The 19,997-nt window shown below is 41.0% G+C and carries 18 protein-coding genes and 1 riboswitch; of the genes, 11 read left to right on the top strand and 7 right to left on the bottom strand.

Annotated features, from left to right (window positions below; translation table 11 throughout):
• Positions 1–348 precede the first annotated feature (348 nt).
• The 7 genes from galT (at position 349) to cysS (ending at position 9,334) form a co-directional block, all read left to right on the top strand.
• A complete protein-coding gene (gene galT, locus B0185_RS00675; RefSeq protein ID WP_005705912.1) occupies positions 349–1,401 on the top strand; it encodes a galactose-1-phosphate uridylyltransferase in 1,053 nt (350 codons plus the stop codon).
• An 11-nt stretch (positions 1,402–1,412) separates the two neighbouring features.
• Positions 1,413–2,570, top strand: coding sequence for a galactokinase (gene galK / locus B0185_RS00670; protein WP_005705915.1), 1,158 nt, complete (start codon positions 1,413–1,415; stop codon positions 2,568–2,570).
• Positions 2,571–2,818: 248 nt separating this feature from the next.
• The gene (locus B0185_RS00665) at positions 2,819–3,787 is read left to right on the top strand and encodes a galactose-1-epimerase (protein WP_005705876.1); all 969 of its coding nucleotides are present in this window, start codon (positions 2,819–2,821) and stop codon (positions 3,785–3,787) included.
• A 394-nt stretch (positions 3,788–4,181) separates the two neighbouring features.
• Positions 4,182–4,943: a uridine phosphorylase gene (gene udp, locus B0185_RS00660; RefSeq protein ID WP_005705880.1), complete on the top strand. Its 762-nt coding sequence runs from the start codon at positions 4,182–4,184 to the stop codon at positions 4,941–4,943.
• Positions 4,944–5,066: 123 nt separating this feature from the next.
• The gene (gene metC, locus B0185_RS00655) at positions 5,067–6,263 is read left to right on the top strand and encodes a cystathionine beta-lyase (RefSeq protein ID WP_005705903.1); all 1,197 of its coding nucleotides are present in this window, start codon (positions 5,067–5,069) and stop codon (positions 6,261–6,263) included.
• Between the two features lie 134 nt (positions 6,264–6,397).
• Entirely contained in the window at positions 6,398–7,789 is a 1,392-nt protein-coding gene (locus tag B0185_RS00650; protein ID WP_005705911.1) for a DASS family sodium-coupled anion symporter, read from the top strand.
• Between the two features lie 165 nt (positions 7,790–7,954).
• Positions 7,955–9,334: a cysteine--tRNA ligase gene (cysS, locus tag B0185_RS00645; protein WP_005705904.1), complete on the top strand. Its 1,380-nt coding sequence runs from the start codon at positions 7,955–7,957 to the stop codon at positions 9,332–9,334.
• Here cysS and B0185_RS10275 read toward each other — a convergent pair.
• The 6 genes from B0185_RS10275 to B0185_RS00620 all read right to left on the bottom strand — a co-directional run bounded on the left by B0185_RS10275 (position 9,315) and on the right by B0185_RS00620 (position 15,156).
• Positions 9,315–9,491 carry a hypothetical protein gene (locus B0185_RS10275; protein ID WP_005705914.1) on the bottom strand — a complete coding sequence of 59 codons (177 nt, stop codon included), beginning with the start codon at positions 9,489–9,491 and terminating at the stop codon, positions 9,315–9,317. The genes cysS and B0185_RS10275 overlap by 20 nt on opposite strands.
• A 223-nt stretch (positions 9,492–9,714) precedes the next feature.
• A complete protein-coding gene (locus B0185_RS00640) occupies positions 9,715–10,902 on the bottom strand; it encodes an aspartate aminotransferase family protein (protein ID WP_005705879.1) in 1,188 nt (395 codons plus the stop codon).
• 199 nt (positions 10,903–11,101) lie between these two features.
• Complete coding sequence (argB, locus tag B0185_RS00635) at positions 11,102–11,956, bottom strand: acetylglutamate kinase (RefSeq protein WP_005705893.1); 855 nt, start codon at positions 11,954–11,956, stop codon at positions 11,102–11,104.
• An 8-nt stretch (positions 11,957–11,964) separates the two neighbouring features.
• Complete coding sequence (argC, locus tag B0185_RS00630) at positions 11,965–12,906, bottom strand: N-acetyl-gamma-glutamyl-phosphate reductase (protein ID WP_005705921.1); 942 nt, start codon at positions 12,904–12,906, stop codon at positions 11,965–11,967.
• 144 nt (positions 12,907–13,050) lie between these two features.
• Positions 13,051–13,767 carry a purine-nucleoside phosphorylase gene (gene deoD / locus B0185_RS00625; protein WP_005705910.1) on the bottom strand — a complete coding sequence of 239 codons (717 nt, stop codon included), beginning with the start codon at positions 13,765–13,767 and terminating at the stop codon, positions 13,051–13,053.
• 126 nt (positions 13,768–13,893) lie between these two features.
• Positions 13,894–15,156: a NupC/NupG family nucleoside CNT transporter gene (locus B0185_RS00620; protein ID WP_005705909.1), complete on the bottom strand. Its 1,263-nt coding sequence runs from the start codon at positions 15,154–15,156 to the stop codon at positions 13,894–13,896.
• A gap of 231 nt (positions 15,157–15,387) precedes the next feature.
• On the opposite strand from B0185_RS00620, the gene yczE reads away from it, so the two are divergent.
• Both yczE and msrA read left to right on the top strand, forming a co-directional pair.
• Complete coding sequence (gene yczE, locus B0185_RS00615; protein ID WP_005705918.1) at positions 15,388–16,032, top strand: membrane protein YczE; 645 nt, start codon at positions 15,388–15,390, stop codon at positions 16,030–16,032.
• A gap of 51 nt (positions 16,033–16,083) precedes the next feature.
• On the top strand, positions 16,084–16,593 hold the full coding sequence (gene msrA, locus B0185_RS00610; RefSeq protein WP_005705873.1) for a peptide-methionine (S)-S-oxide reductase MsrA: 510 nt from the start codon (positions 16,084–16,086) through the stop codon (positions 16,591–16,593).
• Positions 16,594–16,641: 48 nt separating this feature from the next.
• On the opposite strand, the gene ybaK is transcribed toward msrA, so the two are convergent.
• Positions 16,642–17,115, bottom strand: coding sequence for a Cys-tRNA(Pro)/Cys-tRNA(Cys) deacylase YbaK (gene ybaK / locus B0185_RS00605; protein WP_005705897.1), 474 nt, complete (start codon positions 17,113–17,115; stop codon positions 16,642–16,644).
• A 67-nt stretch (positions 17,116–17,182) separates the two neighbouring features.
• Here ybaK and B0185_RS00600 point away from each other — a divergent pair, with 67 nt between their 5' ends.
• A complete protein-coding gene (locus B0185_RS00600; RefSeq protein ID WP_005705869.1) occupies positions 17,183–18,169 on the top strand; it encodes an oxidoreductase in 987 nt (328 codons plus the stop codon).
• A 14-nt stretch (positions 18,170–18,183) separates the two neighbouring features.
• Positions 18,184–19,479: an NCS2 family permease gene (locus B0185_RS00595; protein WP_005705906.1), complete on the top strand. Its 1,296-nt coding sequence runs from the start codon at positions 18,184–18,186 to the stop codon at positions 19,477–19,479.
• Between the two features lie 389 nt (positions 19,480–19,868).
• Positions 19,869–19,981: riboswitch (glycine riboswitch) on the top strand.
• Positions 19,982–19,997 lie beyond the last annotated feature (16 nt).

The following is a 19,997-nucleotide window of genomic DNA, read 5'->3' as shown; positions in this document are numbered from 1 at the left end:
CCTTACAACATGAATTAATCAACTAGCCTCTTTACAATCAACAGGCATTCAATCGGATAAATTTCTGTATTTTTGTGATTTTCTATCAAACTTATTTCTAGTGGTGGAGTAGCACGGTAGTCAGTGGTGGTAAAAATAAATTTGCCATGCCGACCATATTATCATAATCCACTACCGAGACATCTTTGGGAATCCACAAAGGGAGAGAGGAATACCGAGCAAAATGAAGTGTAAATCTCATTTTTTGTAAGTTTTCCTCTAAATTTAATCGCTTATTGTGAAGTTCGTCACATATTTTTTTTTATAAATCTTCTATACTTCCTCCAAAAATTCTCTAGGGATATGATTATGAGTGAACAATTTGTTTTAAACGACCATCCGCATCGCCGTTTCAACCCGTTAAAAAATCAATGGATTTTAGTCTCGCCACATCGTGCAAAACGTCCATGGCAAGGGCAACAAGAAGAAATGGTCGCTGATAATAAACCGAGTTACGATCCAACTTGCTATCTTTGCCCGGGCAATAAACGCATTACAGGTGAGCAAAATCCGCAATATACCCAACCTTTTGTGTTCAAAAACGATTTCTCTGCATTGCTTGCAGACACACCAGCACCAGAGAAAAATGATGATCCACTGTTCCAAATTTCGCATACACAAGGTGAAAGCCGTGTGATCTGTTTTTCTCCAGACCATAGCAAAACCTTACCTCAACTTAACGTGCCAGAAATTGAGCAAGTGATCCAAGTATGGCAACAACAGGTTCGCGAGCTTAAACAGCGCTACCAATGGGTACAAATTTTTGAGAACAAAGGCTCAATGATGGGCTGTTCAAACCCGCATCCGCACGGTCAAATCTGGGCAAGTAATTTTTTACCGAATGAAATTACGATTGAAGATGAATGCCAAGCGGAATATTTCAAAAAACAGGGCTCACCATTGCTAGTTGATTACGCGAAACGTGAATTAGAAAAACGCGAACGTATTGTCGCTGAAACTGAAGATTGGATTGCAGTTGTGCCTTATTGGGCAGCTTGGCCGTTTGAAACTTTGCTATTACCAAAAGCAAAACAATTCAAATCGATTGAAGATTTAAACCAAGCGGAACGTGAAGATTTAGCATTGGCGTTGAAAAAATTAACGACACGTTACGATAACTTATTTAACATCAGCTTCCCATATTCTATGGGCTTCCATTTTGCTCCATTTAATGGTGAAGAAAACGCTCACTGGCAGTTGCACGCTCATTTCTATCCGCCACTTTTACGTTCAGCAACCGTGCGTAAATTTATGGTGGGCTATGAAATGATGGCAGAAAGCCAACGCGATTTAACCCCAGAACAAGCAGCAGAACGTTTAAATGCAGTAAGCGATAGCGTTCACTATAAAGATAAAAAATAAGGAGATAGCCAATGACCCCACAACAACTTTCTCAACAAAAATTCACTGAGCATTATGGCTATAACGCAGAACAAACTGTTTTCGCACCAGGTCGCGTAAATATTATTGGCGAGCATACTGATTACAACGATGGCTTTGTCATGCCTTGTGCGATCAACTACGGAATGGCGGTCAGCTTCGCAAAACGCAACGATAGTATTTGGCGTGTGTATGCGATTGATATTAACGAACAAGACGAATTCGATTTAAGCCAAGATTTTACCCAAAGCGAACACAAATGGGCAAATTATGTGCGTGGCGTGGTGAAATATGTGCAAGAACAATGCCCAGAATTTAAACAAGGGGCGGATTTAGTGATGACCAGCGATGTGCCGATGTCATCAGGCTTAAGTTCTTCTGCCGCACTTGAGATTTCTATCGGCAAAACCTGTCAAGTGTTAGGCAACTTACCGCTTTCGCTTGCTCAAATTGCCCTTATCGGACAAAAAGCAGAGAATAAATTTGTGGGTGCAAACTGCGGTAATATGGATCAACTTACCTCTGCATTAGGGCACAAAGACCACTTAATTATGATTGACTGCCGCAGCCTTGAGATTACCCCAACGCCTGTGCCGCACGGCTATTCCATTGCGATTATCAACTCTAACGTGAAACACGATTTAGTCACAGGTGAATACAACAGCCGTCGTCAAGAATGCGAACAAGCGGCTAAATTCTTTGGCGTAAAAGCTCTTCGAGATGTAACGCCTGAGCAATTCCACGCACGCGAAAATGAGTTAAAAGCTGAAAGCGAATTGGCTTATAAACGTGCAAAACACGTGGTTTATGAAGATCAACGCGTGTTGGATGCAGTTGCAGCCTTAAAAGCGAATGATATGGTGAAACTTGGTCAATTGATGGGCGAATCACACGATTCAATGCGTGATGATTTTGAAATTACCATTCCTGAAATTGACTACTTGGTAGAACTCGCACAAGTTGCGATTGGCAAAAACGGTGGTGCTCGTATGACGGGCGGCGGCTTTGGCGGTTGTATCGTCTGCCTTGTGCCAAATGAGAAAGTGGAGGCGTTACGCCAATTGATTGCCGACAACTACGAAAAACAAACAGGCATTAAAGAAACCTTCTATCTCTGCACTGCGGGTGATGGAGTGAGAGTGGTTTCATAAACTAAAATAAAATAATTTTTCCGTTTTTTCTTCTGCCAAATCTCTCCTACTCCTCTTTGTCAAAGAGGGGGGAAATCTTAGGAGATTTTTAGATTATCTTTCTATACCACTAAATGTATATGAGGCTGTATCTCTTTTTTTACTAAAGAATCCCCCTCTTTAGCAAAGAGGGGTAGGGGAGATTTGACAGTACTTATTTACGGAGAAATTAGTATATACAGCCTTTATTCTTTGAAAAGAAGTTCTCTATGAAAACCTTTACCCTCGAAAACAATCATCTCAAAATTACCCTTTCCAACTTTGGTGCTTCTTGGCTCTCTTGCGTTGTCAAACACCCAAAAGGTGATCGCGAAGTGTTAGTTACAACTACACCAGAACGTTGGGCAGAGCAGTCTGCTTATTTTGGTGCAACCGTTGGACGTTATGCGAACCGCATCGCAAATGGTAAATATGAACTGAATGGTAAAGTGTACCAACTGGCGAAAAATAATGGAGAGAACAATCTGCACGGCGGCGTGAAAGGGGCGAGTTTTGTGGAATGGCAAGTGCTAGAACAGAGCCCGCAAGCGGTTAAATTTGGTTACACTTTTGCAGATGGCGAAGAGGGATTTGGCGGAGAAGTAAAAGCAACGGTAACTTATCGTCTAACTGATAATCAGCTTGAAGTCTATTTTGATGCACTAAGCGACCAAGCAACCCCACTTTGCTTAACCAATCACGCCTATTTTAACTTAGATGGCAGCACCACCATTCACCATCATAGCTTGCAAATCAACGCATCGCACTATTTACCCGTTGGCGAGAATGGCATTCCAAACGGCTTATTAAAAGCAGTAGACAGCACCAGTTTTGACTTCCGCCAACCTAAAGCGATTGAGGAAGATTTGCTTGCCGATACAGACCAACGTGTGGTACGAGGCTACGATCACGCCTTTTTAATTGCAAAAGAAAACCAAAATTTCACCGCTTGTTTAAGTGTGGAAGACTTGCAATTACGCCTTGAAACGTCAATGCCAGCGGTGCAACTTTACACAGGTAACTGGCTTGCTGGGCAGCCTCGTGGCGAGAGTGATGCTTGTGAAGATTATGCAGGCGTAGCGTTAGAACCCGAGTTTTTCCCAGACAGCCCAAATCACCCAGAACTTGCAGCATTTGGTGGGATTTCGCAAGCAAACGAGCCGTATCACCATAGTGTTTATTATCGGTTTGTTTACTAAATTTCTTGCTTAATTTTTCGTAGGGACGGGGGTTATCCTCGTCCAATTAAACGTAGGCATAGAGAAGGACAAGCATAAAGCCGATCCCTACAACAATATTTGGTGAAATAGATTTTCTTATGGCTTTACCGTATTACTCCCAAGACTCAAACACGTCTCACATCAAAACCACACCTATTTTATTCCGCATTAATCTCTGCAAACCACGAGTTCATGTGAGCAGTCGCCTTATTTTACGCTTTTCAACAGCGATTCGGATTTCAACTATTATGAAAATAATCACTATTTGCTATTTTTATTTTGTTTTGGCTTAAAAACTTGTTTTACCTCAAAATGTTTAATGAAAAGATGTGTTAAACTTTACTTAAACAGGACAAAAGGAAAGGAGAAAAAAATGTCTGAAGTTTTCCATTTAGGTTTAACCAAGCCGATGTTAAAAGGGGCAACGCTTGCGATTATTCCAGGTGATCCTGCGCGTAGCGAACGTATCGCCAAACAATTAGCAAATCCAGAATTCTTGGCAAGTCATCGCGAATTTAACTCGTGGTTAGGTTTTATTGGTGACCAAGCTGTTGTGGTTTGCTCAACAGGGATTGGCGGACCATCTACCTCAATCTGTGTTGAAGAGCTTGCTCAACTTGGTATCCGCACCTTCTTGCGTGTGGGCACAACTGGGGCAATCCAACCGCATATTGAAGTGGGGAATTTGTTAGTGACCACAGGTTCAGTTCGTTTAGACGGTGCAAGCCAACATTTCGCACCACTTGCTTACCCAGCAGTTGCCGATTTTGAATGTACGACTGCACTTTATCAAGCAGCCCAAAAACAAGGCGTGAAAACTTTTGTAGGAATAACTGCTTCATCGGATACTTTCTACCCAGGGCAAGAACGTTACGACACCTATACAGGCAAAGTGTGTGCTCAATTTAGAGGTACACTCAAAGAGTGGCAGGATTTACATGTCATGAACTATGAAATGGAATCCGCAACGCTGCTTACAATGTGTTCAGCATTAGGTTTACGTGCAGGGATGGTTGCAGGCGTAATTGTAAACCGCACACAACAAGAGATTCCAAATGAAGCTACAATGAAAGCAACTGAAGAAGCAGCGGTTGCTACGGTAGTAGAAGCAGCGAGAATTTTGCTTGCTCAATAATACATTTTCCTAAGCTAGAGCCACGCATTGCGTGGCTTATTTCTATAATTAGAAAAGCCTTGTCAAAGATTGTAAAATCGCTCTAAAATCTTACCGCTTATTTTGCATTTTACAGGAAATTATATGTCAGACACTTTATTCTCAAATTTAGAAACTAAACTTGTCCATGCAGGGCGTAAACCTCGCTATACACAAGGCTCGGTGAATACTGTCGTTCAACGTGCTTCATCACTTGTTTTTCCAACTGTTGCTGATAAAAAACACGCAACCAAAAACCGTTACAAAGGTGAGTTATTTTATGGTCGCCGCGGTACGTTGACTCACTTCGCCCTCCAAGACGCGATGTGCGAACTTGAAGGCGGAGCAGGTTGTTATCTCTATCCTTGTGGGGCGGCAGCGGTAACTAATGCGATTTTAGCTTTTGTAGCACAAAGCGATCATGTATTGATGACGGGGGCAGCATATGAACCCACCCAGGATTTCTGCAATGTGATTTTAAAAAACATGGGCGTGGCGACGACTTATTACGATCCAATGATTGGCGAGGGGATTCGTGAGCTCATTCAGCCAAACACAAAGGTGCTTTTCTTAGAAAGTCCTAGCTCACTTACGATGGAAGTGCCTGATATTCCAACTCTCGTGCGAGTGGCTCGTGAAGTGAATCCTGAAATCGTGATTATGATTGATAACACTTGGGGCGGTGGCGTGTTGTTCCCTGCACTTTCACACGGGATCGATATTTCTATTCAAGCAGGTACTAAATATTTAGTTGGGCATTCAGATGTAATGATTGGTACGGCAGTTTCTAACGAACGTTGTTGGGATCAACTTCGAGAACGCTCTTATTTAATGGGGCAAATGGTGGATGCGGATTCGGCTTATATGACGGCTCGTGGTTTACGTACATTGGGAATTCGCTTAAAAGAACATGGTGAACGCTCGCTTCAAATTGCCGAGTGGTTAGCTCAACGCCCAGAAGTAAAAGCGGTGTTCCATCCTGCGTTGCCTAGTTGCCCTGGTCACGAATTTTTCAAGCGTGATTTTAGCGGTGCAAGCGGTCTTTTTTCGTTTGAACTTCACCAAAAACTAAGCGATGAGCAGTTGGCAAACTTCCTTGACCATTTTGAACTCTTTACGATGGCATACTCTTGGGGCGGTTTTGAATCACTTATTTTGGCAAATCAACCAGCGGAAATCGCACGTATTCGTCCTGGTATTGAACGTAAATTAACTGGCACATTGATTCGTATTCATGTCGGTTTAGAAGCAGTGGAAGACTTAATTGCCGATTTAGAAAAAGGGTTTGAACGCTTAAAATAAATTTCCCACCTAATTAGATCTAAAATGTAATAATTTTGTGACTTACTTCACAATTTTATTACATTTTGTTTTTTTCTACTTCAGTTTATGTATATATTAAGTCATCTTTTTGCTATTTAGCTGTGGGGGACTTTATGGATACTAATCTAAGCTCAATTAAAAAAGTAAACACTCGTAATAATCTGATTTTTATTGCTGATGTGGTACTCTTTTTTATTCTTTTGAATACTTTACCTTTTACACCTGAAGCCAATAAAAGTTTGGCGTTGCTCGTGTTTATTGCGATTTTATGGCTTACTGAAGCACTTAACGTAACAGTAACGGCATTGCTTGTGCCTATTCTAGGTATTTTGCTTGGCTTGGTGAAATCTAAAGAGGCTCTTGCCGCTTTCGCTGATCCAACCATCTTCTTATTCTTTGGTGGCTTTGCACTCGCAACTGCACTTCATATTCAAAATTTGGATCGCTTGATTGCCAATAAAATCATGGCAATGTCGCATGGAAAGCTCTCTGTGGCTGCGATTTACCTCTTTTCTGTTACTGCATTCCTTTCAATGTGGATGAGCAATACAGCAACTGCAGCAATGATGTTACCGCTTGCAATGGGAATTTTAAGCAAACTCGACTCGAAACGCGATCACAACACTTATGTTTTCGTGCTGCTTGGTATTGCTTATAGTGCAAGTATTGGCGGTATGGGTACACTTGTTGGTAGCCCTCCAAATGGGATTGTCGCAACGCAATTAGGCGTTTCATTTGCAGAATGGATGAAATATGGTTTGCCAATTATGCTGATTTTAATGCCATTGATGATAGGCGTGCTTTATGTCGTTTTTCGCCCTCGTTTTGATGTTAAATTTGAACAATCTTTCGAGAAAATTGAGCTAACGCCAACTCGCATCTTAACCTTAATTATTTTCGCATTAACAGCAACTGGTTGGATTTTTAGCTCAAAAATTAATCCAGCACTTTCAAGTTTACTTGGATTACAAGGCAAAATTGCAAGTTTCGATACCATTATTGCTTTAATTTCTACAGCGGTTATTTGTATCACTCGCATAGCAACGTGGAAACAAATTCAAGAAGGTACAGAATGGGGCGTGTTATTCCTCTTCGGGGGCGGCTTAACCTTAAGTGCGATTTTAGGGCATACTGGTGCAAGCAAAATTATGGCAGATGGTATTGTATCCTTTATTGAAGGCGGTCATTATTACATCATTGGTTTAATTGTAGCAACCTTCATTATCTTCTTGACTGAGTTTACCTCAAATACCGCTAGTGCGGCATTGCTTGTGCCAATTTTTATCTCAATCGCTGAGGCCTTAAATATTCAATCGCTTGGCTTAGCATTGATTATCGGTTTAGGTGCATCTTGTGCCTTTATGTTGCCAGTTGCCACTCCACCAAATGCGATCGTATTCGGTACGGGAATGATCAAACAGACTGAGATGGTTAAGGCTGGTTTTGGGCTTAATATTATCTGTGTGTTTGTGATTGGCACAATTGGGTATTTATTCTGGTTCTAATCTTTTCGAATACGCGTATTCAACCAACTTTTTAAGAGGATTTTGCAAAAAATCCTCTTATTTTTACCGCTTATTTGCTACACTTCCTACCGTTTACAAACGGTAAGCGGTTGATTTTACTTTGCCGTTTGCAATTCCTTTCTTTATGTCATCAACGAGGATCTTATGCTCAAAATTTACAATACGCTAAAACGTGAAAAAGAAGAATTTAAACCGATTAATCCCAACCAAGTTGGGATGTATGTCTGTGGTGTAACGGTTTACGATCTTTGTCATTTTGGGCACGGTCGTACCTTTGTCTCTTTTGATGTGATCGCACGCTATCTTCGCTATTCTGGCTATAACTTGCATTATGTACGTAACATTACCGATGTGGATGATAAAATCATCAAACGTGCGATTGAAAATAATGAAACTTGCGATCAGCTAGTTGATCGAATGATTGCCGAAATGCACAAAGATTTTGATGCGTTAAACATTCTTCGCCCAGATGTTGAGCCACGTGCAACCCATCATATTCCTGAAATTATTGCGATGGTGGAAAAGCTTATCGCCAACGGTCATGCCTATGTGGCAGCAGATGGCGATGTGATGTTTGATGTGGAATCTTTCCCGAAATATGGGGCTCTTTCTCGCCAAAATTTAGACCAGCTCCAAGCAGGTGCACGTGTGGAAATTAAATCCGTGAAGAAAAATCCGATGGATTTCGTGCTTTGGAAAATGTCGAAAGAGAATGAACCAAGTTGGGAAAGCCCTTGGGGCAAAGGTCGCCCTGGTTGGCATATCGAATGTTCTGCAATGAACAGTAAAGAACTGGGTGAACATTTTGATATTCACGGCGGAGGTTCAGATTTAATGTTCCCTCACCACGAAAACGAAATCGCCCAATCTTGCTGTGCTCATCACGGCGATTATGTGAATTACTGGCTACATACGGGTATGCTCACAATTGATAGAGAGAAGATGTCAAAATCGCTCGGTAACTTCTTTAGCATTCGTTATATGCTTGATTTATACGATGCTGAAAGCCTACGTTATTTCTTCTTAACAGCACATTATCGCAGCTTGCTTGATTACAGCATTGATAACTTAAATTTAGCACGTTCGGCACTAGAACGTTTATACACGGCATTGCGTGGGTGCGATCTAACGGTTCCTGCAAAGGGCGGAGAGCAATATGTTGAAGCGTTCAAAATCGCAATGGATGATGATTTCAACACACCAGGAGCATTAGCCGTTTTATTCGAAATCGCTCGTGAAGTGAATAAACTTAAAACAGAAGATGCCGAAACAGCGAATGGTTTAGCAGTTTGCTTAAAAGAGTTGGCGGGAGTGCTTGGTTTATTAGAGCAAGATCCAGAAACCTTCTTAAAAGGGGGGGCGAATGATGATGAAGCAGCGGAAATCGAAGCTTTAATCAAACAACGTAATGAAGCGAAAGCAGCGAAAAATTGGGCTATAGCGGATGAAGTACGTGATAAATTAAAAGCAATGAATATCGTACTTGAAGATACGCCAAATGGGACTACGTGGCGTAAGGCTTAAGAACCTTGTATTTCGTTTTTTCATTGAATTGCTCGGGCACGGCTTTGGGGTGTTGTGGCGACTGTGATGCCACTTTTTCCCAATAAAATTGGCTTGTGCCCACCAATAAAAGCTCGAAAATGCGCCAGTCGATTAAACGTTTGGAAATCAGAACCAAAGCGAGTTCTTACGTTTTTCTATCGGAGCGTTTTCTGTATTGACGTGTTTTGCGTTTACAATGGATTTGAACGGTAAAGATTGTTAAAATTATCGCCATTAAAACCACTCATATAACAGGCATCGCAACTATTTTGTCTACTATGCCTGTTAATTACATCTGTATTAATAAGGCGTATAAATTTAAAAATCTCTACGCCCTAAAATAATAAATAGGTCAAGTATTACGCTTCTAACACCTCTTTCAAGAGTGCAATCCCTTTCTCAATCTGTTCATCGTTGATAATCAACGGCGGTAATAAGCGTAACTTGGTTTTAGCCGTTAGGAAAAGCACGCCTTTTTCGATACATTTTGCAACAATATCCGCAGCTTTTGTGCCTTCTTCAAACTCTACACCAATCATCAAGCCTAAGCCTGAAACGGATTTTACTTTTGGCAATGCTGCTAATGCTTTTTGCAATTTTTCGCCTTTGCGTTTGATTTCAGCTAAAAATGCATCATCAATTTTCGCAAGCACCGCATTCGCTCCTGCACAACTTACAGGGTTTGCCCCGAAAGTGGAGCCGTGATCGCTCTTGCCAAGTGTATCTTGCACTTTCTCGCCCAATACAAACGCCCCGATAGGTAAGCCACCGCCCAAGCCTTTGGCAAGCGTAATGATATCTGGTGTTAAACCAAATTGTTGGTAGGCAAACATTGTGCCCGTACGGCCAATCCCCGTTTGCACTTCATCAATAATCAACAGCACATCATATTGATGACAGAGAGCTTGTACGCCTTGCAAATATTCGTGATCTAACGAGCAAACTCCACCTTCACCTTGCACGACTTCCAAAATAATGGCACACACATCTTTTTGTCCTAAACGCGTTTCAAGTGCTCGTAGTTCATTGGCTGGCGTGTGATCGAAACCTTTGGTGAATGGGAAAAAATGTTGGTGGAATACCTCTTGTCCTGTAGCAGAAAGGGTTGAAATGGTGCGTCCATGAAAAGAATTGACTAGCGTTAAAACGGTTGCACGATCTTTTCCATATTTATCGTGGCTATATTTACGTGCAGTTTTGATCGCCCCTTCGTTCGCTTCTGCACCAGAGTTGGCAAAGAAGACACGTTTTAGACCGCTTGCTTCTGCCAATTTTTTAGCTAAACGAGAAGAAGGCTCGGTGAAGAATAAGTTTGAAGTGTGGGCAAGTGAGCTTGCTTGGTGTACAACCGCTTTTAGCCAATCTTCATCTGCCCAACCAAGGCTGTTTACGCCGATACCGCTGGTAAAGTCTAAATATTCGTTGCCTTCAAAATCCCACACTTGGCAGCCTTTGCCGTGTGAGAGTGCAAGGTTAAATCTGCCGTAAGTTTGGGCGATGTAATCGCTGTCTAATTGTTTTATTTCATTGCTGGTTGTGTTTGTCATTGTGTTTTTTCCTTTAAAATTTCACCGCTTATTTATAGCTCCCCTCTTTAGCAAAGAGGGGCTGGGGGAGATTTGGCAGAAGGTATTACCGAAGAAAGCGGTTAATTTTTCGATAATGTTTGCAAAATTAAGCTACATAGAGGAAATCGATATCGCAATCAAATCTCCCCTAACCCCTCTTTTCTAAAGAAGGGGATTTTTACGCATAAAACCTTGTGCTGTTGCCTTTGTCGCTCAACATTTCAAGCAAAATGGCGTGTTCTACTCGCCCGTCAATAATTGAAGCCTCTTTGCCACCTGCTTGGATAAAATCCATACAGCAAGCAATTTTCGGGATCATTCCGCCTGCGATAATGCCCTCATCAATGAGGGCGTGTATGTCTTCGACATTCACTTCGGGAATGAGCGTACTCTCATCAAAACGATCACGTAATAACCCTGCAATATCAGTCATACTCACTAATTTTTCCGCTTTCAATGCCATTGCAATTTCACTTGCGGCGGTGTCGGCATTGATATTATAAATTTGACCGCTTGTATCTACACCGACCGTTGAAATCACGGGAATCAGGTTGGCGTTCAGTGCCAGTTCCAACAACTGAGTATTCACTTTGGTGATATTGCCCACAAAGCCGTAATCCACATCCGCTTGCAATTTCTCGCACTCAATCATTGCACCGTCTGCCCCGCATAGCCCCACGCCTTTGCCTTTAAGCAAAGCAACAAGGCTTTTATTCACTTTTCCTGCCAACATTTGTAGCACCACGTCGATGGTTTCTTTATCGGTAACACGTAATCCGTTGATAAATTGCGGTTCCTTGCCGAGTAACTTAATACCTTGAGAAATTTCAGGGCCACCGCCGTGTACCAGTACGATTTTTACACCTAATTGATTGAGTAATAAAATATCTTTCATTACTGCTTGTTTGAGCATTTCATTGATCATCGCATTGCCGCCATATTTCACCACGAGGGTTTTACCTTGCCATTTTGCGAGGTAAGCGGTCGATTTTTCTAATAGATTTGCGAATTGGATAATCTCTTCTGTTTGCATATTTTTCCTTAAAGTTCAAGCCCAGCGGTTTCTTCACGCCCAAGCATAATATTCATACATTGCACCGCTGCCCCCGATGCACCTTTACCCAAATTATCAAAGCGAGCAACCAATAACAGCTGAGTCTCGTTACCATAAACAAAAATTTCGAGGTTATCTTTACCGCTTAATTGGTTCGACGCAAGCATATTATCCTCTGGCATTTCTGCATAATTATGCACACCAATCAGTTTAGAATCTTGATAATAATCCGCCAATAATTTTGCAACATCTTCGCCATTTTTGACCGCTTGTAAGGCAATGATTGGTACAGGTACGCTAACCAACATTCCGCTATAATAGTCTGCCACCACAGGAGTAAAAATTGGTGGTTGGCTCGCCCCTGTCATCACTTGCATTTCAGGCAAGTGTTTGTGCTTTAAGCTCAAGCCATACACGCGCGGGGCATCATATTTTTCAGCACGCTTTGCATCTGCATATTCCGCAATCATCCCTTTACCACCACCCGAATAGCCTGTTAAAGAGTGGCAAGAAAGTGGGTAATCTTCAGGCAAAATACCTTTTTCAATCAATGGGCGAACCAAAGCAATATAGCCTGTCGCGTGGCAACCTGGCACAGCAACGCGGTTCGCATTTTTGAGTTTTTCACGCTGCCCTGAAAGTTCTGCAAACCCATAAACCCAATCAGGATTAACCCGATGAGCCGTTGAAGTATCGCAAATACGAGCGTTCACAGGCACGTGAGCGACAAGCTCTTTTGAGGCTTTATCTGGCAAGCAAAGAAAAGTTAAATCCGCCTCAGCTACTTTTGCCACACGAGCATTCAAATCTTTGCGTTGTTCCTCTGGTAAGGTCAGTAATTCAATATCGTCCGCTTGTCCTAAGCGATCGAAAATGCGTAAACCTGTTGTGCCGACAGCACCATCGACGAAAATTTTGTATTTGCTCATATTGGCTTCCTGTTTTTTTGAATTTTGGGTAGTTTATACTGAATTGAATTTCATCACAATAAAATTGCATAATTATGCAAAATATTGAGTAAATAGCAGATATAAAAATCCCCCAAACTTTCGTTTGAGGGATAATTCAATCAATTATTGTTGGTCACCAATTAACACAGATTCTAATGCGATTTCAATCATACCGTTAAAGGTTAATTGACGTTCTTCTGCACTAGTCACTTCGTGCGTACGAATGTGGTCAGATACTGTACAAATTGCTAATGCTTTTGCACCGTATTCAGCAGCTACCGCATACACGCCAGCCGCTTCCATTTCAACACCTACGATGCCGTATTTTTCCATCAAGTCGAACATTTCAACGTCTGGTGTGTAGAATAAATCAGCACTAAATAAGTTACCCACTTTCACTTCGATACCTTTTTGTTTTGCCGCTTCAACCGCTGCCATAGTCATACCAAAGTCTGCGATTGGTGCGAAGTCGTTATCTTTGAAACGGATACGGTTTACTTTTGAGTCTGTGCAAGCTCCTAAACCGATTACTACATCATAAACGTGTACATCTGGGCGTACTGCACCACAAGTACCAACACGGATAATTTTTTTTACGCCGTATTCGGTGATTAACTCTTTGGTGTAGATAGATGCTGAAGGAATTCCCATACCGTGTCCCATTACAGAGATGCGGCGACCTTTGTAAGTACCTGTGTAACCAAACATGTTACGAACGTCAGTCACTAATTTCGCATCGTCTAAGAATTTTTCTGCAATGTATTTAGCACGAAGTGGGTCACCTGGCATAATTACAACATCAGCAAAAGCACCTTCAGGAGCATTAATATGTGGAGTCATTTTTCTTTCCTCTTTATATATAAAAACATTCTCAAGTGAGAATTGATGAAAACTTAAGCAAACGTTTTCGGTTGCTATAAAGTATAACACCACGTTAACCGTGGTGTTATGTAGATTAAATTTTGATTATGCGATCGAACCGCCTAAACCGATAAATAAGCCTGCAATGGTTGCACTCATTAAGTTAGCCAATGAACCGGCAATAACCGCCTTGATACCAAGACGAGCAATATCACCACGACGATTTGGTGCCATACCACCTAAACCACCAATTAAGATTGCAATTGAACTGAAGTTTGCAAAACCACACAATGCAAAGGTAATAATTGCTTTAGTTTTATCGGTTAGCATTACAGGAGCTTCAGGAGATAAGTATTTAGTAAACTCTAAATAACCGACGAATTCGTTGATTGCTAATTTCGTACCAATCATTTGACCTGCAATGTGTGCTTCTTCCCATGGTACACCGATTACCCATGCAAGCGGTCGGAAAATGTAGCCGAAAAGCATACCTAATGAAAGCTCTGGCATACCAATCCAACCACCGATACCGCCTAAGATACCGTTTAATAATGCGATTAATGCGACGAATGCGATTAACATTGCACCAACGTTTAATGCAAGTTGCATACCTGCACCTGCACCCGCAGCAGCAGCATCAAGGATATTCGCAGGTTGTTCCATTTCAACCTTCGCCATGTCATCGTTAAATGATTCAGTTTGTGGTACTAAAATTTTTGCAAATAATAAACCTGCTGGTGCTGCCATAAATGATGCTGCAATTAAGTAGGTTAATGGCACACCCATACCTGCATAACCTGCCATTACAGAACCTGCAATAGAAGCAAGACCACCTGCCATTACTGCAAATAACTCAGATTCAGTCATTTTGCTGATGTAAGGTTTTACGATCAAAGGTGCTTCAGTTTGACCTACGAAAATGTTAGCCGCTGCAGACATAGATTCTGCTTTTGAAGTGCCTAATAATTTTTGTAAGCCGCCACCAATAATTTTGATGATCCATTGCATTACGCCAATGTAATAAAGAAGAGAGATTAATGCAGAGAAGAATACGATTGAAGGGAGAACACGAACTGCGAAAATAAAACCATCACCGCCCATTACTTCGAAAATTTTATCGCTTGCTAAGCCACCAAATACGAATTTAATACCTTCAAAGCCATAACCGATTACGTTATTTACGCCATCAGCCAATGCTTGTAATACATGGCGGCCTGCGGGAACGTAAAGAATTAATGCACCAAGCCCAACTTGTAAACCCAACGCACCTAATACAGTTCGATAATTAATTGCTTTTTTATTTGAAGAAAGTAAAAAGGCAATTAAAAGCAATACAACAATACCTAAAAGGCTGTTTAAAGCGTCCATAAAAACCTCAAAAAAGTGAAATATTAATCGTTTTTTACTTAAAAAAACGAAGTGGTAAAAAAGTTTGGTTACTATAACGACTTTTTAAAAAAAAATCTTCTGATTTTTATCAAACTTTTATGCTATTGATTAAAAAATCTTAATTATTTTTTATTCCGAAATATTATAAAAATACAATTTGTTTATGCTATATTATTTTCAACGACTAAAACAATTTTATCGCTACACATTATGTCGAAAAAAACGCCTATTCCACTTATGCCTTGGGCAGCCAAGCATCAATGGCAAATCGAACCTACCAATTTGCTGATTATCTCTATTGCTATGGCAATTATGGGCATTGGCGAAGGCTTGCTTGTTTCTGCTAAATTAGGTAATGCACCTTGGACGGTGCTTTCGCAAGGTTTAGCCTTACAAACAGGAATGTCCATTGGTTGGGCAATTGCATTAATTAGTGTGATTGTTCTCCTATTTTGGATCCCTTTCAAACTTAAATTTGGTTTAGGGACGATTCTCAACGTACTCATCATCTCCTTTTTTATCGATCAAACAACCAAATGGGTAGAACCGCCTGAACTCTTATCTACTCGTATTTTTTATATGATCTTCGGTATTATCATCTTCAGCATTGGTACAGCTTTCTATCTTTCCTGCAAATTAGGCACTGGTCCTCGTGATGGGTTAATGGTAGGTATTTGCCAAAAATATGGTTGGAATGTAGGTCGTGTTCGGACAGCTATTGAAATTAGTGTTTGCTGTTTCGGCATTTTTATGGGGGGAACCTTTGGCATCAGCACGATCCTTTTTGCTTTAACCGTTGGTTGGATTATTCAGGGCACTTATTTACTATTGGAAAGACGATTTTCAGTTCTATAATACAAGGTACATTTTTCTATTCATTACAAACAAAAGAATAACGAGGGATTTATGTCAAATATTCGTGAAATTTATTTAGCGGGTGGCTGCTTTTGGGGAACTGAAGCCTTTATGCAACGTATTAACGGTGTGATTGATGCTCAATCAGGCTATGCCAATGGCAGCACCGAAAATCCAAGCTATCAAGATGTATGCTCAGGAAGTGGACATGCAGAAGTGGTAAAAGTAACTTATGATGCGAATAAAATTAGCCTTGAAACTTTGCTAGATTACTATTTTAAAGTGATTGATCCAATCAGTATCAATCAACAAGGCGAAGATAAAGGTATTCAATATCGCACGGGCATTTATTACAGCAATTTAGCCGATAAAGATGTGGTTACTCAGGCTTTAAATTCACTGCAAGCACAATATAATCAGCCACTTGCTGTTGAAAATAAACCGCTTGAGCACTATTTCCCTGCGGAAGAGTATCATCAAGATTATTTAGATAAAAATCCAAATGGCTATTGCCACATTGATATTCAATTGATGAATGAGATTTTGAATAATCAAAAATAAGAAGAGAGGTGGAATGATGACTGATTTTTCCGCCTCCAACATTTTCGTTTAATCTCTAATCTCCATAAACTTCGCATCCAACACTTTCGCTAAATCTTGTGGGGCGAGTTCTACGTCTAAACCACGTTTTCCGCCTGAAACAAACATTGTTGCAAACAGCGTTGCCGATTCATCGATCACCGTAGGTAAACGTTTTTTCTGCCCAAGTGGACTAATACCCCCAAGCAGATAGCCTGTTATTTTTTGTGCGATTTCTTTATCTGCCATTTCTACTTTTTTTACGCCTAAGGCGTGAGCCGCTTTTTTCAAATTTAACGTGCTTGAAACGGGCACAACCATCACAGCAAGTTTCTTCTGATCGCCATTTTCTGCCACTAACAACGTTTTAAACGTCTGATTTGCATCAATGCCTAATTTTTCGACCGCTTCTTGCCCAAAATTCGTGTTATTCGGATCGTGTTCGTATGGGTGTAGTTGGAAAGCAATTTTCTGTTTTTTCAAAAGATTTACCGCTGGTGTCATCACTCGCTCCTTGAAATTAGGTTATAATCATGCTTTATACACTTTAAATGCAAATAAGGAAGATAAAATGTCTCAAATTTATCTCGCCATTGCCGCTGATTTTACCCTAGCTGAAAAATTACTTGAAGCATTAGAAAACAGTAATTTGACCTTTGATAAAGTTTCTGCGGTTGAAATCGAACCTTTTGGCGAAGAGCAAAACCTCCGTTTCGGCACGAAAGCCGTTGAGCAATTTGAATTAGATAATCTTGATTGGTCGCAATTTACCCATGTGTTATTTGCTGCCCCAATGGCTCAAGCAGAAACCTTAGCAAAAGCCGCTCAAGCGGGCTGTATTATTCTCGATCTGTTTGGCATTACCTCGCTGATTGGTAATGTGCCAGTGATTGTGCCAAATGTGAATAATGAAGCCCTCATTAACCTTCGTGAACACAACATTGTGGCATTGGCTAATCCGCAAATTTCGCAATTAGTGCTTGCATTACAACCGATTTTAGATCAACAACTTAGCCAGATTTTCGTGACTTCACTTCTGCCATCAGCCTATTTTGGTGAAGAAAAAGTGAAAGAATTAGCAGGGCAAACCGCACGTTTATTAAACGGTATCCCGTTTGATGAAAATGCAGAACGCATTGCCTTTGATGTTGTGCCTGCAAATGTACAAGGCAAAGAAAAACAACTGCCATTCTCTCGTGTGTTTGAATTGCAACTCGCAAAAGTTTTGCCAAATTTAACCGCTTTCGTGACTTTCCACTCAGTACAAGTGCCTGTGTTCTATGGCGTATCACAAATGGTTTCCGTCCAGTCTGAATATGAATTAGATGTGGAAGCATTAAGTGCCGATTGGGAAAACAATGCTTGGATTCATTTCAGCGAAAATGAAGTACAAACGCCGGTGAAAAATGGTGAAAATGAAGAGCAAAATGCATTGCAAATCAGCCAGTTACTTGCAAAAGAGGAAAATGCTTTGCAATTCTGGTCTGTTGCCGATGAACAAAAATTTAGCCTTGCATTTTTAGCGGTTGAATTATTGGCATTGGTGTTAGATTACTAATTGAGGCAAAGAGAATGCTAGAAAAATTATTCGCATTAAAAGAGAAAGGCAGTAATGCTAAAACTGAAGTGATTGCGGGGATTACCACTTTCTTCACGATGGTTTATATCGTGTTTGTGAACCCATCGATCTTAGGCATTACAGGAATGGATACGCAAGTGGTATTCGTAACCACCTGTTTAATTGCAGCGTTCGGTACGATTGCCATGGGATTATTCAGTAATCTTCCAATCGCACTTGCACCCGCGATGGGCTTGAATGCCTTTTTTGCGTTTGTTGTCGTGCAAAAATTGGGTTACTCGTGGCAAGTCGGGATGGGGGCAATTTTCTTAGGCTCGGTCGGCTTATTCTTGCTTACCTTGCTTAAAATTCGCTACTGGTTTATGGCATCAATTCCGCACGGTTTGCGTGTTGGGATTGGTGCGGGTATCGGCTTGTTTATTGCTTTAATCGGCTTTAAAAATATGGGCATTGTTGTGCCGAATGCTGATACCTTAGTTGCTTTGGGCGATTTGCACGATCCAAAAGTCTTGTTAGGTGTGCTCGGTTTCTTTGTGATTGTGATTTTATCCGCCAAAGGCATTCATTCAGGCGTATTAATTTCCATCGCACTCATCACAGGGCTTGCCTTGATTTTCGATCCTGCAGTAGCTTTCCACGGTATTGTTTCTATGCCACCAAGTTTAGATTCTGTTGTTGGGCAAGTGGATGTTGCTGGTGCGTTTGATTTAGGTTTATTTGGTATCATTTTCTCATTTTTACTTGTTAACCTTTTTGATAGCTCAGGCACGCTAATTGCAGTAACGACCAAAGCAGGCTTTGCTGATAAACAAGGGCGTTTTCCTCGGATGAAACAAGCACTTTTTGTAGATAGCACTGCAGCAATGGCAGGCTCGTTAATGGGCACATCGGCGGTTAGTACTTACATTGAAAGCGGTTCAGGCGTATCAGTTGGTGGTCGAACAGGCTTAACGGCGGTTGTGATTGGCGTGCTCTTCTTGCTGACCATTTTCTTCTCTCCACTGGCAAGTGTTGTGCCTGCTTATGCAACCGCTGGAGCATTGGTGTTTGTGGGCATTTTAATGGCTTCAAGCCTGATTGAAGTGAAATGGGATGACTTAACCGAAGCCACCCCTGCATTCATCACTACTGCGATGATGCCATTTACTTACTCAATTACGGAAGGCATTGCTTTCGGATTTATCAGCTATTGCGTAATGAAGGCTTGTACAGGCAGATTTAAAGAGATCAACCCTTCTGTTGCAGTAGTATCGATCTTGTTTTTGATTAAATTTGTTTGGGTTGGATAACCGATTTACTATCAATGTAATTTCTTCGCTAATTAAAACTGCCAAATCTCCCCTACCCCTCTTTGCTAAAGAGGGGGATTTTTTATAAAAATAGAATAATTGGCTCATACATATTTTAGTGGTTTGGAAAGAGAATATTGAAATTCCCAGAGAGAAAATCCCCTCTTTAGCAAAGAGGGGTAGGGGAGATTTGGCAGAAGTGAATTAATCTCATATTTAATTAGACATAATATTAAATTATTTACTTGACTGAAAAAATTGAATTGCTAGAATTCTGGCATTCTTTTTCATAAAGAACTGTTCGGATGAAGGTAGCTGGAGAGAAATGAATTAACATTTCACCGACGAGGTAAAATCTTTCAGGTGCACATTGTGCGAGGACTGTTACTGGACGAACCCTTGGAGAGATCCAATCTGCAATGCAGAAAATGGACGCCGAAGGCGAAAATGCTTAACGCCCGTTAAGTGTGAAACGCTCAGGCAAAAGGACAGGGGAGAAAAGTTATTCCATAAACAAG

The organism is Haemophilus parahaemolyticus, from assembly GCF_002015035.1.
Taxonomy (GTDB): Bacteria; Pseudomonadota; Gammaproteobacteria; order Enterobacterales; family Pasteurellaceae; genus Haemophilus_A; species Haemophilus_A parahaemolyticus.
This window is presented reverse-complemented; position numbering and strand designations above follow the sequence as displayed.